Source organism: Candidatus Dependentiae bacterium, assembly GCA_016191325.1.
In the GTDB taxonomy this organism is placed as follows: Bacteria; Babelota; Babeliae; order Babelales; family JACPOV01; genus JACPOV01.
In genome coordinates, this window is the sequence record JACPOV010000008.1 from 221,990 (window position 1) to 236,936 (window position 14,947).

The 14,947-nt window shown below is 41.2% G+C and carries 29 protein-coding genes; all 29 read left to right on the forward strand.

Annotated elements, in window-relative coordinates:
* Positions 1–4: 4 nt before the first annotated feature.
* Positions 5–820, forward strand: coding sequence for a 50S ribosomal protein L2 (gene rplB, locus HYX58_01330; protein MBI2774627.1), 816 nt, complete (start codon positions 5–7; stop codon positions 818–820).
* A 13-nt stretch (positions 821–833) separates the two neighbouring features.
* Positions 834–1,121, forward strand: coding sequence for a 30S ribosomal protein S19 (gene rpsS, locus HYX58_01335; GenBank protein ID MBI2774628.1), 288 nt, complete (start codon positions 834–836; stop codon positions 1,119–1,121).
* 73 nt (positions 1,122–1,194) lie between these two features.
* A complete protein-coding gene (gene rplV / locus HYX58_01340) occupies positions 1,195–1,533 on the forward strand; it encodes a 50S ribosomal protein L22 (protein MBI2774629.1) in 339 nt (112 codons plus the stop codon).
* 10 nt (positions 1,534–1,543) lie between these two features.
* A complete protein-coding gene (gene rpsC, locus HYX58_01345; protein MBI2774630.1) occupies positions 1,544–2,176 on the forward strand; it encodes a 30S ribosomal protein S3 in 633 nt (210 codons plus the stop codon).
* Positions 2,177–2,195: 19 nt separating this feature from the next.
* A complete protein-coding gene (gene rplP, locus HYX58_01350; protein ID MBI2774631.1) occupies positions 2,196–2,615 on the forward strand; it encodes a 50S ribosomal protein L16 in 420 nt (139 codons plus the stop codon).
* Complete coding sequence (rpmC, locus tag HYX58_01355) at positions 2,602–2,811, forward strand: 50S ribosomal protein L29 (protein ID MBI2774632.1); 210 nt, start codon at positions 2,602–2,604, stop codon at positions 2,809–2,811. Before rplP ends, rpmC begins: the two co-directional genes overlap by 14 nt.
* A 14-nt stretch (positions 2,812–2,825) precedes the next feature.
* Entirely contained in the window at positions 2,826–3,089 is a 264-nt protein-coding gene (gene rpsQ / locus HYX58_01360) for a 30S ribosomal protein S17 (GenBank protein MBI2774633.1), read from the forward strand.
* Positions 3,090–3,116: 27 nt separating this feature from the next.
* The gene (gene rplN / locus HYX58_01365; GenBank protein MBI2774634.1) at positions 3,117–3,479 is read left to right on the forward strand and encodes a 50S ribosomal protein L14; all 363 of its coding nucleotides are present in this window, start codon (positions 3,117–3,119) and stop codon (positions 3,477–3,479) included.
* A gap of 14 nt (positions 3,480–3,493) precedes the next feature.
* On the forward strand, positions 3,494–3,805 hold the full coding sequence (locus HYX58_01370) for a 50S ribosomal protein L24 (protein ID MBI2774635.1): 312 nt from the start codon (positions 3,494–3,496) through the stop codon (positions 3,803–3,805).
* A gap of 15 nt (positions 3,806–3,820) precedes the next feature.
* Complete coding sequence (gene rplE, locus HYX58_01375) at positions 3,821–4,378, forward strand: 50S ribosomal protein L5 (GenBank protein MBI2774636.1); 558 nt, start codon at positions 3,821–3,823, stop codon at positions 4,376–4,378.
* Positions 4,379–4,386: 8 nt separating this feature from the next.
* Positions 4,387–4,572, forward strand: a complete 186-nt coding sequence (locus HYX58_01380) for a type Z 30S ribosomal protein S14 (protein MBI2774637.1) — start codon at positions 4,387–4,389, stop codon at positions 4,570–4,572.
* Positions 4,573–4,595: 23 nt separating this feature from the next.
* Entirely contained in the window at positions 4,596–4,991 is a 396-nt protein-coding gene (rpsH, locus tag HYX58_01385) for a 30S ribosomal protein S8 (protein MBI2774638.1), read from the forward strand.
* Between the two features lie 11 nt (positions 4,992–5,002).
* The gene (gene rplF, locus HYX58_01390) at positions 5,003–5,542 is read left to right on the forward strand and encodes a 50S ribosomal protein L6 (protein ID MBI2774639.1); all 540 of its coding nucleotides are present in this window, start codon (positions 5,003–5,005) and stop codon (positions 5,540–5,542) included.
* 19 nt (positions 5,543–5,561) lie between these two features.
* Positions 5,562–5,915, forward strand: a complete 354-nt coding sequence (locus tag HYX58_01395) for a 50S ribosomal protein L18 (GenBank protein MBI2774640.1) — start codon at positions 5,562–5,564, stop codon at positions 5,913–5,915.
* Between the two features lie 18 nt (positions 5,916–5,933).
* Positions 5,934–6,449, forward strand: a complete 516-nt coding sequence (gene rpsE / locus HYX58_01400; GenBank protein MBI2774641.1) for a 30S ribosomal protein S5 — start codon at positions 5,934–5,936, stop codon at positions 6,447–6,449.
* The gene (gene rplO / locus HYX58_01405; GenBank protein ID MBI2774642.1) at positions 6,436–6,882 is read left to right on the forward strand and encodes a 50S ribosomal protein L15; all 447 of its coding nucleotides are present in this window, start codon (positions 6,436–6,438) and stop codon (positions 6,880–6,882) included. The genes rpsE and rplO overlap by 14 nt, the downstream gene beginning before the upstream one ends.
* A 4-nt stretch (positions 6,883–6,886) precedes the next feature.
* On the forward strand, positions 6,887–8,200 hold the full coding sequence (gene secY / locus HYX58_01410; protein MBI2774643.1) for a preprotein translocase subunit SecY: 1,314 nt from the start codon (positions 6,887–6,889) through the stop codon (positions 8,198–8,200).
* A complete protein-coding gene (locus tag HYX58_01415) occupies positions 8,197–8,883 on the forward strand; it encodes a nucleoside monophosphate kinase (GenBank protein ID MBI2774644.1) in 687 nt (228 codons plus the stop codon). Before secY ends, HYX58_01415 begins: the two co-directional genes overlap by 4 nt.
* Positions 8,880–9,635, forward strand: coding sequence for a type I methionyl aminopeptidase (map, locus tag HYX58_01420; GenBank protein ID MBI2774645.1), 756 nt, complete (start codon positions 8,880–8,882; stop codon positions 9,633–9,635). The genes HYX58_01415 and map overlap by 4 nt, the downstream gene beginning before the upstream one ends.
* 7 nt (positions 9,636–9,642) lie before the next feature.
* On the forward strand, positions 9,643–9,870 hold the full coding sequence (gene infA, locus HYX58_01425) for a translation initiation factor IF-1 (protein MBI2774646.1): 228 nt from the start codon (positions 9,643–9,645) through the stop codon (positions 9,868–9,870).
* Positions 9,871–9,901: 31 nt separating this feature from the next.
* A complete protein-coding gene (rpmJ, locus tag HYX58_01430) occupies positions 9,902–10,018 on the forward strand; it encodes a 50S ribosomal protein L36 (GenBank protein ID MBI2774647.1) in 117 nt (38 codons plus the stop codon).
* Between the two features lie 35 nt (positions 10,019–10,053).
* A complete protein-coding gene (rpsM, locus tag HYX58_01435) occupies positions 10,054–10,443 on the forward strand; it encodes a 30S ribosomal protein S13 (GenBank protein ID MBI2774648.1) in 390 nt (129 codons plus the stop codon).
* 28 nt (positions 10,444–10,471) lie between these two features.
* Positions 10,472–10,855, forward strand: coding sequence for a 30S ribosomal protein S11 (gene rpsK, locus HYX58_01440; GenBank protein MBI2774649.1), 384 nt, complete (start codon positions 10,472–10,474; stop codon positions 10,853–10,855).
* Between the two features lie 44 nt (positions 10,856–10,899).
* Positions 10,900–11,451: a 30S ribosomal protein S4 gene (gene rpsD / locus HYX58_01445; protein ID MBI2774650.1), complete on the forward strand. Its 552-nt coding sequence runs from the start codon at positions 10,900–10,902 to the stop codon at positions 11,449–11,451.
* 60 nt (positions 11,452–11,511) lie between these two features.
* Entirely contained in the window at positions 11,512–12,558 is a 1,047-nt protein-coding gene (locus tag HYX58_01450) for a DNA-directed RNA polymerase subunit alpha (protein ID MBI2774651.1), read from the forward strand.
* A 24-nt stretch (positions 12,559–12,582) separates the two neighbouring features.
* Entirely contained in the window at positions 12,583–12,939 is a 357-nt protein-coding gene (gene rplQ, locus HYX58_01455) for a 50S ribosomal protein L17 (protein ID MBI2774652.1), read from the forward strand.
* Between the two features lie 4 nt (positions 12,940–12,943).
* The gene (locus tag HYX58_01460) at positions 12,944–13,189 is read left to right on the forward strand and encodes a NifU family protein (protein MBI2774653.1); all 246 of its coding nucleotides are present in this window, start codon (positions 12,944–12,946) and stop codon (positions 13,187–13,189) included.
* Positions 13,190–13,286: 97 nt separating this feature from the next.
* Positions 13,287–14,099 (forward strand): AAA family ATPase, encoded by an 813-nt coding sequence (locus tag HYX58_01465; GenBank protein ID MBI2774654.1) that lies wholly within the window; start codon positions 13,287–13,289, stop codon positions 14,097–14,099.
* A 103-nt stretch (positions 14,100–14,202) separates the two neighbouring features.
* Positions 14,203–14,943 (forward strand): cupin domain-containing protein, encoded by a 741-nt coding sequence (locus HYX58_01470; protein ID MBI2774655.1) that lies wholly within the window; start codon positions 14,203–14,205, stop codon positions 14,941–14,943.
* The last annotated feature ends 4 nt before the right edge of the window (positions 14,944–14,947 follow it).

The window sequence follows — 14,947 nt, forward strand, 5'->3', positions numbered from 1 at the left end:
AACAATGGCAGTAATCACAAGAAAACCAAGAAATGCTTCGTTACGATTTCAAAGTTTTTTAACTTCTGAAGATATAACGAAAAAATCACCTGAGAAATCACTCGTTTTTGGGTTGAGAAAAAAAGGTGGTAGAAACGCCTATGGACGCATCACGGTGCGCCATAGAGGCGGTGGCGCGATGCGCAAATACCGTATGATCGATTTTATGCGCTCATGCAGAGATGTTGAAGGTAAAGTTATGGCGATCGAGTACGATCCAAATCGTAACGTTCGCATAGCATTAGTTTCCTATGCCAATGGTTCAAAGGCATACATGCTTCTTCCTCAAAATTTGAGTGTAGGGCATACAGTTGCTGCTGGTCAGAATGTTGACCCAAAAGTAGGGAATTGCCTGCCATTGCGCAATATTCCTGTCGGTTTTGTGGTTCACAATATCGAAATCAAGCCCGGCGGCGGCGGCAAGCTCGTACGTAGTGCTGGCCTTGGAGCGCAAGTTCTAGCTAAAGAAAATGAGTATGCTACATTAAAGATGCCATCTGGAGAGATTAGAAAGATTAATCTCGAGTGTTGGGCAACGGTTGGCATGCTTGGAAATGCTGAGCATAAGAACATCGTTATTGGTAAAGCTGGGCGTACGCGCCAAATGGGTATTAGACCAACGGTTCGCGGTATGGCGATGAACCCTGTTGATCACCCTCATGGTGGTGGTGAAGGTCGTTCTAAATCTGGTTCTCATCCTACAACTCCATGGGGTAAGGGATGCAAAGGTACCAGAACGCGTCGTAGAAAGAATCCATTGATTTTAAAAAGACGTAAATAATTTAAGGTAACCAATGGCAAGATCGATTAAAAAGGGCCCGTTCGTAGACGAGTCACTAATAAAAAAAGTAGAACAGGCAAAAACTTCTGGAAAACGAGAAGTTATTAAAACCTGGTCACGAAGAAGCATGGTAATTCCTGATTTTGTAGGTCTTACTATTGCGGTTCACAATGGTAAGAAGTTTATTCCTGTTTTTGTTACAGAAAATATGGTGGGACATTATCTGGGCGAATTTTCGCCAACCAGAACCTTTAGAGTTCATAGTGGCCAACGTCAAGCCGGAGTTGCCCCAGAGTCATAATTCAGGTACAGTAAATTAATACAATTAGATGTATAACAGGAAAAAACTTTAGATTTTGCAAATAAGGAACAAAATGCAATTTAGTGCCAAAGCTAAATTTGTACGTTACTCGCCTTACAAATTGCGCCCCTTGGCCGACGTGATCCGAGGAAAAAATGCGCAGTATGCTCTACATTGGCTTGAAACGTATAAAACTCGTCGATCGGTACCTTTGAAAAAGATGCTTATGTCGGCTGTCGCAAATGCTAAAAACTTAAATGAATTGTCGCCAAATGACTTGGTGATCAAAGATTTGCGCATTGATGAAGGCCCAATTATCCGCTATTATAAGCCAGGAGCGATGGGTCGAGCGAATATTCAAAGAAAACGGCTCTGCCATTTGAGTGTAATCTTAGAACGTCTGGGCAAATAAGAGGTATACAGTGGGTCAAAAAGTTAATCCAAAAGGTTTTAGAATAGGTGTTTATCGTGATTGGGATGCGCGTTGGTTTGCGCGAAAATCGTACGGTAAGCAAATTATTGAAGACGTGAAACTTCGTAGATTCCTCAATCGTTACTTAGATAATGCTGAAGTAGCGCGTGTTGAAATCGAAAAAGCAGGCGACGACAGTGTTAAGGTGATTATCCACTCAGGAAGACCTGGTGTGATCATCGGTAAGGGCGGCCAAGATATCGAAACATTGAAAAAAGATATTTCGAATTTCTTGAAAAGACCAAACGTTGAGATATCGGTTCAAGAAGTTAAATCTCCTGAATTAGATGCGACTCTGGTTGCAAAAAATATCGCAGCACAATTAGAAAAACGCGGTAGCTTCAAATCTGCTATGAAAAAAGCAGTAGCTTCAGCGATGCGAGCAGGCGCTAAGGGTATTAAAGTACGTTGCGCCGGTCGTTTAGGTGGTGCTGAAATTGCGCGTGAAGAATATGAGCGTTTTGGCCAGCTTCCGTTGCATACCTTGCGTTCAGATATCGACTATGGTTTTGCTGAAGCAAAAACAACTTATGGCATCATTGGTGTCAAGGCTTGGATTTGCAAAGGCGAAGTGCAACAGTAAAGCATGAGAGATTGACACTATGTTAATGCCAAAAAAAACTAAATTTCGTAAAGTGCAAAAGGGAAGACTCAAGGGCCTTTCAAAAGGTTGTCGCGAGCTTTTCTTTGGAAACTATGGCCTGAAGGCAGTAGAACCAGCACGCCTTACTGCGCAAGTGATTGAGGCTGTTCGAATTACTATTTCACGAGGCTTGCAAAAAAACGGTAAACTTTTCCTAAGAGTTTTCCCAGATAAGCCGGTAACAAAGAAGCCAGCCGAAACGCGTATGGGTAAAGGTAAGGGTAATCCAGAGTTTTGGGTTGCCGCAGTTAAGCGCGGCCGTATTATGTTTGAAATTGAAGGGTTGCCAGAGAGTGAAGCTAAAGAGCTTTTCAGGCTCGCAGCATATAAGCTTCCGATGAAAACCCAATTTGTAAAGAAGACGGATGACAATGGCTAAGAATGAGTTGGATTTTAAAAATATGAGTGGTGAAGATCTTTATAAGTATGTTGAAGCACAGAGAGCGGAGCTTTTCAGCTTACGTTTGTCTGCAGCTACGCAGCCAACTAAAGATTATTCGCAATTTAAGAAACTGAGAAAAAACATTGCACGAGGCTTAACGCAAATGCGTGATAAGTCTGAGCAGCTAGGTTGAGAGAAAAGGTTCTTATGGTAAGTTCAGAACAAAAAGTAAAAAATGTCCTTCGCGGAATTGTTGTATCTAACAAGATGGACAAGACTATCGTTGTTGAGCATGAGCGTACTTATCGTAACGCGAAAGTACAAAAAGTAATGAGGTCGGTAAAAAAATATAAAGTCCATGATGAAAATGGACAGGCGCAAGTTGGGGATACCGTAGAGTTCTACGAAGGGCGTCCTGTTTCAAAAACAAAATATATGTACTTGGCGCGTGTTGTTAAGATGCAAGCGTAAATGACAGATAATTAAGAGGTTCTGAATATGATCCAAAAGCAAACTTATCTCGTGGTTGCGGATAACTCTGGCGCAAAATGGATGCAATGTATTCACATTGTTGGCAGTACCGGCAAAAGATTTGCTCGCGTTGGCGATAGAATTAAATGTGCTGTTAAAGTTGCAATTCCTGGTGGCACGGTAAAAAAGAGCGAAGTGGTAGAAGCGGTTATTGTTCGCACGGCAAAAGAATTCCGACGAGAAGATGGCAGCTACATACGTTTTGGTGACAATGCTGCAGTGATTATAAAAGACGGTGCACCTGTCGGTACGCGTATTTTTGGTCCAATAGCTCGAGAAGTACGTAAAAATTATCCAGAAATTATTTCTAAAGCTCAAGAAGTTGTGTAACGGGGGGTATCTTTATGATGCGTGTTAAAGAAAATGATACCGTGGTTATTCTCGGTGGCAAAGACGATGGTAAAAAGGGTAAAGTAATTGAAATTTTACCCAAAAAAGATAAAGTAATGGTTAAAGATCTTGGTCTTGTAACCAAGCATGCAAAAGCACGAAAACAAGGTGAAACTGCTGGAATTAAACAGCAAGAATCTTATTTTCATGTGTCAAAGGTAATGCCTATTTGCACAGCCTGCCATAAAGCAGTTCGAGTCAATGTCAAAACAATGGAAGATGGAACAAGAGTTCGCACTTGCAATAAATGCAAAGAAGCATTTTAGAATTTAAGGGTTTCAATGGCCACAGCTCGTTTAAAAGAGTCATATAATAAAACTATACGTCCTCAGCTTCAAAAAGAGCTTGGACTTTCAAATATTATGGAAGTTCCAAAGGTTAATAAAGTCGTTATTAACGTTGGAGCAAAAGAAGCAGTCTCCGATAGCAAAGTTCTAAAAATAATTGGCGAATTGATTGAAAAAATATCAGGCCAAAAACCAGTTAGAACGCTTGCTCGAACATCAATCGCGGGTTTTAAGATTCGTGAAGGAATGCCGCTTGGTGTTATGGTTACACTGCGTGGTGATGTAATGTATAGCTTTCTTGATCGTTTGATTAATTTGGCTTTACCAAAAGTTAAAGACTTTCAAGGAGTTACGCCGAAACTTGATGGCAGAGGTAATTATAACCTTGGCATTAAGGATGCGACGAGCATCTTTCCGGAAGTTGAAAGTGGCGTTGATACCAAAGCTGTTGGGCTCAATGTAACTATTCAGACAACAGCAATATCTGATGAGCACGGACACGCTTTGCTAAAGGCTTTTGGTATGCCGTTCCGTCAAACGAAAGCGAAATGAGGTAAACCATGGCTCGTAAAGCGATGATTGAAAAATCAGAAAAAACACCAAAATTTGCAACAAGACAGCGTAATCGCTGTAAGTTGTGTGGAAGACCACGCGCCTTCATGAGAATTTTCAATATGTGTCGTATGTGTTTTAGAAAATTGGCGTTGGATGGCGTGCTTCCAGGTGTCAAGAAGGCAAGTTGGTAAGGCATCATAAAGGAAATTAAACTATGTCTATAGATTCAATTGGTGATTTTTTGACGATTATTCGTAACGGTATTGCACTAGGTAAGCCGTTTGTCGTTGCACCATCCTCAAATATCAAGATGAGCGTTGCCCAAGTTTTGCAAAACGAAGGGTTCATCAGATCTTTTGAAGTATTCGATCAAGATGCTGCTCAAAAAAAGATAAAAATTATTTTAAAGTACGTTGATGGCGAATCGGTTATTCATGAAATTACGAGAAGAAGCCGCCCAGCGCGTCGCTACTACGTAAATTCAACAAGTATTAAACCGATTATTGGAAAATTTGGCATCTCTATCCTCACCACCAATAAAGGGATAATGACTGATAAACAAGCAAAAGCATTATCAGTAGGCGGGGAAGTTATCTGCTCTGTTTGGTAGGAAGGGAAACTATGTCTAAGATTGGAAGAAAACCGATAGCACTCGATGGCGTTTCTATTGAAATTAAAGGAAACGTTGTTGATTACAAAGGTAAAAAATCATCAGGCTCTCATGAGCTGCCAGAAGCATTGAAAGCGGAAGTTGCAGATAAGTTTTTAACAATTACTTGCAAGCAGCTGACGCGCGAAAACAAAATGCTTTGGGGTATGCATCGTGCGATTTTAGCTAACGAAATTAAAGGCAGCGCCGAAGGTTTCAAGCAAGAAATTAATATTACAGGGTTGGGTTTTAAGGCGGCAGTCTCTGGAAAAAACATTGTTTTTTCTTTGGGGTATAGCCATAAAATAAATTTTGTTGTTCCTGAAGGCGTTAACGTTACGGCAGACAAAACAGGTCAGTTAGTGACTGTTGAAGGCCCAAACAAGGAACTTGTTGGCTTAGTGAGCAGTCAAATTCGCGCATTGAGACCACCTGAGCCGTACAAGGGAACAGGTATTAAGTTAGCTGGTGAAGTAATTATTCGTAAAGCTGGCAAGACAAAAGCTGCATAATTGAACATAGGGAATTAACGTGTCGATCGTAAGAAAATTAGCGCACAGAAAAGTAAAGCGTGCTCTTAGAGTTAGAAAAGCGGTAAAAGCCAGTGGATTACCTCGCGCAACAGTATTTAGAAGCGCAAGCCACATTTATGGCCAAATTATTGATGACGTAGCTGGTAAGACGCTCGTTAGTTGCTCATCTTTGGAGCTAAAAACGCTCAAGGGTGACAAATCAGCAGTAGCAAAAGCAGTAGGGTTAGAATTGGCTAAGCGTGCTGTTGGCAAGGGTGTTGATCGCGTTGCATTCGATCGCGGAGCATTCTTGTATCACGGGCGTGTTAAGGCGCTCGCTGATGGTATGCGTGAAGGTGGATTGAGCTTATAAGATTTTGATAGGAACTAGATGGCACAAGAGCGTAAAGAAAAAGTATTTGTTGATTCGGTCGTAAGTGTGCGCAGAGTAACCAAAGTTACTAAAGGCGGTAAGAGATTTTCATTCTCAGCATTTGTCGTATCGGGTGATCAAGAAGGAAGTGTTGGCATTGGAACAGGAAGCAGCCGCGAAGTTTCAAGCGCGATTGCTAAAGCAACAACAAAAGCGCGTCGTTCAATGTTTAGCATTCCAGTTCGTAGTACGACCATTCCTTATGATGTGATGGGCAAACATGGTGCAAGCCGCGTTATTCTCAAATCAGCATGCAAAGGTACCGGCGTTATTGCAGGTGGAGCAGTTCGCGCGATTATGAAGGCAGCAGGCGTTGAAGATATTCTTGCAAAATCACTTGGTTCTTCAAACAAGCAAAACGTGGTTAAAGCTACGCTAAATGCACTCGCTAAGCTTCGCACCTTGAATCAAATGACCAAGTTAAGAGGCAAAACAGCTAAAGAAATAATGAAGGGCAGCCATGTTTCAGCTTAATGAATTAACACCTTTGGTTAAAAAAAGAAAACGCATTGGTCGTGGCGGTAGCCGCGGTGGAACATCTGGCAAAGGTCATAAAGGTCAGAAAGCAAGAACTGGTGGAAAATCTAAGGTAAGAACCGCCTTTGAAGGTGGCCAAATGCCTTTGACCCGCCGCTTGCCAAAACGCGGATTTAATAATTATAACTTCGCAAATAAATTTGAGATCGTGAATATTGGTACGCTAGAAGAGCGTTGTGAAGCTGGTGATCAAGTAACAAGAGAAATGCTAACTAAAGAAGGCGTTGTTCTTGGAAAATCACCAATAAAGTTGCTCGCTGGCGGTACTCTTTCTAAGAAATTAGTTGTTCATGTTCATGCAGCAAGTAAAGCAGCAATTGCAATGATTGAAGCGGTTGGTGGTAAGGTTGAACTAGTAAAGGAGATTTGAAGTAGTGGTCATCTTAAAGAACTTTAAAAACATTTTTCTGATCCCTGAACTCAGAAAAAAGATCCTTTTTACCCTTGGAGTTCTGATAATTGATCGACTTGGTACGTACATTCCGGTAATCGGAGTGAATGTGCCTATGCTTGGTGAGCATATGAAGCGAGCAACAGGGGTTGGTGGTTTATTAAGCTATTTGGATGTTTTTTCTGGTGGTGCATTGAGCAAATCAACGCTTTTTGCCCTCGGAATAATGCCTTATATTACTGCCTCAATTATGATGCAGATGCTTGGTATGACGGTGCCTTATTTTGAGCAATTGCTCAAAGAAGGTGAGTATGGCAAAAAAATCATTAATCAGTACACACGTTACCTGGCAATCGGCCTAAGTATTATGTATAGCTACGGCTACGCGGTTTACTTAGAAAGTGCGAACTTGGCGTTTACGCCTGGTTGGGGCTTTAGGTTTATGTTTGTACTTTCTTTAACCGTTGGATCACTATTTGTGATGTGGTTAGGCGATCAAATTTCGCTTTTCGGCATAGGCAACGGTAGCTCTATGATCGTTTTTGCAGGTATCGTTTCACGGTTTCCTGAATATATTATCAAGACCAAGGCGCTTGTAGATATCGGAACCATGGAATTGTGGCAGGCAATTCTTATTTTGCTTATTTTTGTTTTGATCACGGCATGTATCGTCTATCTTGAAAAAGGTGAACGAAAAGTGCCGGTGCAATACGCGCGTCGCATTATTGGCCAGCGCATGTATGGCGGTCAAAGCACCTATATACCGTTTAAAATTAATACTGCAGGGATTATGCCTGTAATCTTAGCATCTTCTGTACTTCAATTACCGGCGACGTTAGCAGTGATGCTTTCTTCTAGGCATGATATTTTCAGAAAATTTGCTGAGATGATCGCACCTGGAGCAGTATTATTTAACGTTATTGAATTTGTTCTTATCGTATTCTTCTCGTTCTTTTATACCGCATTGGTATTCAATCCAGAAGAATTAGCTGAAAATATTAAAAAGAGTGGTGGGTATATTCTTGGAATACGTCCCGGTAAGCAAACAGCTGATTTTTTCAATTACATTCTCAATAGAATTGGGCTTGTAGGTGCAATTTATCTAGCCTGCTTAGCGCTCCTTCCAAATTTTATGTACATGCTGTTTAAGATGCCATTCTACTTGGGTGGAACGTCTCTCTTGATTGTCGTTGGTGTTGCACTTGAAACATCAGCACAGATTGAATCTTACCTTATTGAGCATCGTTATGAAGGTTTTTTAACATCAGGTAGACTCAAAAGCAGGATAGCGCGGTGAACAGTCAGAAAGAGTTGATAGTTTTCATTGGTCCCCCCGGGGCAGGTAAAGGCTCATTATCGCAGCTGTGCGTGGATGAATTAGGGTGGGTTCAACTATCAACCGGATTTCTTTGCAGAAAACACATTGCAGCAGGCACTCAAATAGGCCAGGAAATAGATTTTTCCATTAAATCTGGTAAATTAGTGGAAGATCGGCTCATCGTGAGTATGGTTGAGCAGTGGTTGCTTGAGCAAATTGATCAACATTCAGGGGTTATCCTAGACGGTTTTCCTCGAAGTGTTTTTCAAGCGCAAGCGCTCGATGAAATTTTGAAAAAGTATGCATCTATTTTGAACTTCAAGCTCGTAAAACTAGCGGTTTCTGATGAAATACTCATTGATCGTCTAGCAGCTCGATTTGTTTGTGAGAATAAAGATTGCCAAACGGTATATTCAGCAGCTCAGGATGCGCTTAAGCCTAAAGAGGCTGGCATTTGCGATCGTTGTTCTTCCAAGTTAGTTCGCCGATCAGATGATGGCGGCAATGTTGTTAAAGAGCGATTGAAAGCTTATCATGGCTATGCAAAGCCGCTTATAGAATATTATGAGCAGCAAGGAAAGCAGATTGCCCAGCTGGATGTTGAAAAGCCATTGGCTGAGGTGTTTGTAGATTTTAAAAACGCGCTTTATGGATATCGATGATAACTATTAAGAATAAAGTCGCTATCCAAAAGATGCAGACTGCAGGTGCATTTTTAGCCGAAATTTTCCATGAACTTAATCAAGTGATAAGTCCAGGAAAAACAACGCTCGAAATCGATGCGTGGATTGCAGCGCAATTAAGCAAGCGGTCGATGGTTTCGGCAACTAAGGGTTACAAGGGATATAAGCATTCAAGTTGCATCTCAGTAAACGATGAAGTTGTTCATGGAATACCAGGCACGCGTATTATTGAAACTGGTGATTTAGTAAAAGTTGACATTTGTGCCTCGTGGAAGGGTTATTGTGCCGATGCAGCGCGTCCTTATTTTGTAGGGAAAATGCCTGCCGACATAGAGAAACTTCTTCATGTTGCGTTAGAGTCGTTGAATAAAGGAATTGCTCAAGCGAAAGCTGGCAATAAACTTACCGATATTTCGCATGCAATACAAAGCGAAGTTGAGATTCACGGCTTTGGCGTCGTTCGTGATTTTGCGGGTCATGGCATTGGTAAGCATATGCACGAAGATCCTGAGATTTTAAACTATGGTACTCCTGGAAGGGGGCCGGTTTTGCGTCCAGGGATGACATTTGCATTAGAGCCAATGATTACGCAGGGTAGCTACGAAGTGTACGTTACGCACGATACGTGGACAGTGAAAACGAAAGATAAAAGTTTGGCGGCTCATATCGAAGATACCGTTTTGGTTACTGAGAGCGAACCGCTTATATTAACGAGACTAAAGTCTTATTAAGGGTGGTATGAAACAGAAGAAAGAAGACGTAATCCGAGTTGATGGGATTGTAAAAGAGACATTGCCAAATGCAATGTTTCGCGTTGAAATCGAAGGTGGGCACGTGGTGCTTGGCCATGTTTCGGGTAAGATGAGAATGCACTATATTAAAATTCTGCCTGGGGATAAAGTCGCTCTTGAGCTTTCTCCGTACGATTTGAACCGCGGTAGGATTACGTTACGTTATAAAAATTAATACAACACCGCATTGTTGAGAGGTATATGCAATGAAAGTGAGGACATCGGTTAAAAAAGTATGTTCAAACTGTCGGGTAGTAAAGCGAAAACGAACTGTAAGAATTATTTGTGAAAAGAACCCAAGGCATAAACAACGTCAAGGCTAATAGGGTTCTACGTATTTTTAAAAAGGATTTTTCAAATGGCACGAATCGAAGGTGTTAATTTGCCCCCAAAAAAACGAATTGAATATGGGCTTACCTATGTTTTCGGAATTGGGTTGAAAACATCACGCGATATTTTGGGAAAACTCAAAATTAATTTAGATACGCGTGTAAAAGATCTATCAAACGAACAAGTTGCGTCGATTTCTAAGGAAGTCTCTCAGAACTATAAAGCTGAGGGTGAGCTTCGCAAAGAAATTATGCTCAACATTCGACGTCTTCAAGAGATCGGATCTTATCGTGGCTCTCGCCATAAAAAGGGATTGCCAGTAAGGGGGCAACGCACTCGAACCAATGCGCGTACACGCAAGGGACCTCGTAAAGCGGGAAGTGCTATTGCATTGAAACGTCAGGTAACGAAGAAGTAATTAAAAATCAATAGGATTTAAAAGTAGCATGGCTTACAAAAAAAAGACTAAAAAAGTAAAACGTCAAGTTACCTCTGCCATTGCGCATGTAAAATCAAGTTTTAATAATACGTTAGTCTCTATTACTACTCAAGATGGTGATGTACTCCTCTGTGGAAGTGCAGGAAGACTTGGATTTAAAGGTTCCCGTAAAGGAACTCCCTATGCGGCGACTCAGGTTGGATCATTGCTTGCAAAAGATATGATGGGTATGGGGATTAAAGAAGTAGAAGTTAATATGCAAGGCCCTGGTTCAGGCCGTGACTCAGTTGTTCGTTCACTGCAAGCAGCAGGGATGAACGTGACTGTATTGCGCGATGTAACTCCGTTGCCTCATAACGGATGCCGTCCAGCTAAAAAACGCCGTGTATAACCTGATTAGCAGTAAATGTGGGTTAGTGATCATATAGGGAAACTATGAAAATTAAAGCGACAACCAAACTTCAAGATCAATCGGAACGATCTACCAAGCGAAATGCTTCAGAATATGGCAAACAGCTTGCAGAAAAACAAAAAGTAAAACGTACGTACGGAGTAGCTGAGCGTCAATTTAAGCGCTTTTTTACTATCGCGACAAAAAGTAAGGAAGCAACAGGCGCAGCTCTTTTGTCTCTCCTTGAGCGACGTCTTGATAACGTAATCTATCGTTTAAAGCTTTCTGTTTCGCGTGCACAAGCGCGTCAAATTATTGTGCATGGCCATATTTTGGTTAATGGCAAAAAAGTATATTCGCCAGCATACCTTGTTGAACTAAACGATATTATTTCGTTAGCTCCTCAAGTTGTTGAAAAAAAGGCTGCGTTTGTAGAACAAGTAGTTGATAAACGTTTGAAAATTGGGATCAAAGTTCCTGAGTGGTTGGAGCTAGAAAAGAATGATCGTAAAGGACGCGTATTGCGTTTCCCTGTGCGTTCAGATATTCAGCAACCAGTGGAAGAACACTTGATTGTTGAGTTGTATTCTAAATAATGCCAACGGGCTAGTGAATGCATAGTTTGTAAAGACAGAGCAATACGGGTAGGGAGAATCATGAATAAGAAGGTGTATAAACCTCTCATCATTCCACGATTGACGTGGGACAAAAAGACGTTGACCAGCAACTACGGCGAGCTTGTTGCGCAACCATTGGAACCCGGATTTGGGATCACTTTGGGTAACGCAATCCGACGTGTATTGCTTGGTGCAGTTGAAGGGTCAGCGATTACTGCTGTGGTTATTAAAGGCGTGAACAATGAATTCACAGCATTGCCAGGCGTTGTTGAGGATACGATGCAACTCGTTCTCAATATTAAAGAGATCGTTGTTCGTAACAAAGAGGGCGTTCCGGGAATGATGCGTTTGAACGCAGAAGGTGAAGGCGCGATCAAGGTTAGCGATATTAAAGCAGATAGTCACATTGAATTGGTTAATAAAGATCACGTTATTGCGCATTTGGCGCCACGTGGAAAATTAGAAATCGAATTCTTTGTAGAAGCTGGTCGTGGATATCGTCCTGCGCAATGGCCTGAAGATAAGCCGCTGCAAGAAGATGGTAAAATTTATATGGATGCGATGTTCTCGCCAGTGCGTCAAGTTACGTTCGAAATCGAAAAGACGCGTGTTGGTAAAGAGATCGACTACGATAAATTAACACTGAAAATTCATACTGATGGTTCAGAAAATCCGCTCGATGTATTGCACTATGCAGTTTCTGTACTTCGTACGCAGCTTGAACACTTCTTGGCAAGTGCTGAAATTCCGTTTAATGAAATTTCGGTTATGCCGCATGAAGATAAAGGACACAAAGCAATCGAAGCGATCGATTTAGGACTCAAAGGAATTTCTCCTGAATTTTTGCTCAAACCGATTGATGAACTTGAGTTATCGGTACGCGCGCACAACTGCTTGATTAATGCAGGAAAAAAACGCGTTATTGATATCGTACGTATGTCGGAAGACGAAGTACTCAAGATCAAAAACTTTGGTCGCAAATCTGCAAGCGAAGTGAAAGAAAGCCTCAAGACGTATGGCCTTTCATTTGGTACGAATATTAGCGAAGATGATGTCAAACGACTCATCAAGCACAGTGAAGAGTAAATAAACGTAAAACCGGATGCCGCTATGAAACATCAAATTGGTAGAAAAAAATTAAATATGAAACCGTCGCACAAGCGTTCGGTTATGCGTAATCAAATTATTACGTTAATTATGCACGGTCATTTAGAATCTACAAAGGTTCGTGTACAAGAAGTACGTAAAATGGTAGAAAAATTAGTGACGTTAGCTCGTCAGGGAAACACGTTCTCTGTTCGTCGCCGTGTTCATTCGTTGGTTCCTTATAACAACGATGCAATCGACAAACTATTCAAAGACATTGCGCCTAAGTACGTGTCTCGCCCTGGCGGTTATACACGCGTAATTCCAATGGGTCAACGTGAGAGCGATACCGCAACGATTGCTCGTTTGGAATGGGTATAAATTAATGACAGAACAGTCGCAATCTGATCTTGCCCAGCAAGTTCAAAAAGTCATAGCTGAACACATCAGACCAAAAATTCAGCTTGATGGTGGCGACATCGAACTTATCGACATCAAAGAAAATATAGTTCATATCAAATTTCAGGGCGCTTGTGTCGGGTGCCCTTTTTCTTTTTATACGCTCATCGGTGGCATTCAAGCCACTTTGCAAGAGCACATTCCCTCAATCAAAAAAGTGATCGCTGAATAATCCCTACGGTTTAGAAATCATCTGAACAAATGCTTGCAACTGATTTAAAACTTGCCGCACACTTATCCTAATGAAAAATAATCGGATAGGTGATGCAATGCAAACTGGAAAAGTTATTCTCCTCAATGGTACTTCCTCTGCTGGTAAATCGTCCGTTCTGAATGAATTGCACGAGCTGAATCCCAATTATGTGCTGTTTAATGTTGACGATTGGTTTCCAGCTGCGCTGGTTACCAAAGCGGTTGAATTGGGGCTTGATCTTAAAACTGGTTTTGATCCTTGGCTTTTTCTGCACGATTATTTACTCAAAAAAACGGGTGAGCATTATTTTGCGCCCGAAGCACGAGAACTTCTTTTTACAGAAATTCCGCCGATGTACCGCAAAGCTAAAGAGACCGCGCAAAATGGGCGCGATGTCATTATAGATGCTGTAATGGAGTACGAAGCGAAATATGAGGAATTTGATACCTTTTTTCAAGATCTACAAATGGTTAAAGTTCTCTTGTATTGCCCGGTGGATGTTTTAATTGAAAGAATTGAAAAGCGCAATGAGTCGGGTATCTTTCGCGAAAGAAGATTTGCTTTTTTAGCTTTTGAGCAATTTCCATCATTGTATAAATTACCTGAAGATGATGACGATTTTATTATTGATACAGTAAAAAGTACGGAATTGAAGGATGCACTTGAATTTGCAATAACTACGTTGATAAAAAATGGGATACCAGATCCCTATATTCCCAAGCTAAATAAATTTCGCAATAATTTTATCGAGCGTTTTAGATTAGATAAACAGAAAGAAGTGCAACTTACCCCCACGCGCTATTATGATTTGATCATCAACACCGCGCAAGATTCGCCTATTGATAGCGCAAAAAAAATTGATCATAAAGTTAGAGATCTGTGCGATTAGTTCACTGAATCGCACATAAATTAATCTTCAGTGGACAATCTTTAATAATGCATTACTCTTTTTCAACAGCTTTCTCATTTAATTTACGCATTTAGGGCATACTATGGTGAACTATATATCGACGCCGGAGCGGCAAGCGTATCAAATAAATCCGCATTTAATGGTTTTTCCAATGATACCGTTGCAGGCAGATCAAGGATGGCGGCTTGGGCTTTTTGAAATGTCTGGCCCTATTATTCCTCATTATCATAAATTACAAAAGCAAATTGCGGTTGTAGTAGAAGGCAAAGTACAGGGGCGCATTGCTGATGAAGAAACGATACTCCATCCTGGAGATAGTGTTACGTTTAATCCTGGAATCATCCATGCTCTCACGCCGGAAACAAAAAAAGCGCAGTTTCTCCGCATAGATTTACCGGGGCTTGATTACCGAGACGATATTTTTTTTGATATTCCACAGGAATCGTTCGAATGGAAAACGAATGAACCTGCCATTTTACCTCCACTCGATGCACAATTCTTTCCAGATAGAATTGATTGTGGAAGTTATGCAGCTTACGATTTAATATCCGGCAGTAAAACAAATGATAAATGGAGCGTTGCATTGCTTGAGATAAACGATTCTCCAAAACATTATCACAAGGTAGGCAAAGAAGTTTTCGTCGTTGTGAACGGGAAGTTGTCTATTGAAATTGATGGCAACTATCAGATTTTAAACGTCGGCGAATCGGTTACTTTATTGCCGGGTATGGTGCATCATCTCAAATCGGCCCAAAATAGTCCTGTTCGAGTATTATGCTTTAATTTCCCAGCATTTGATCCAAACGATATGCACATTCTGTGAGAAA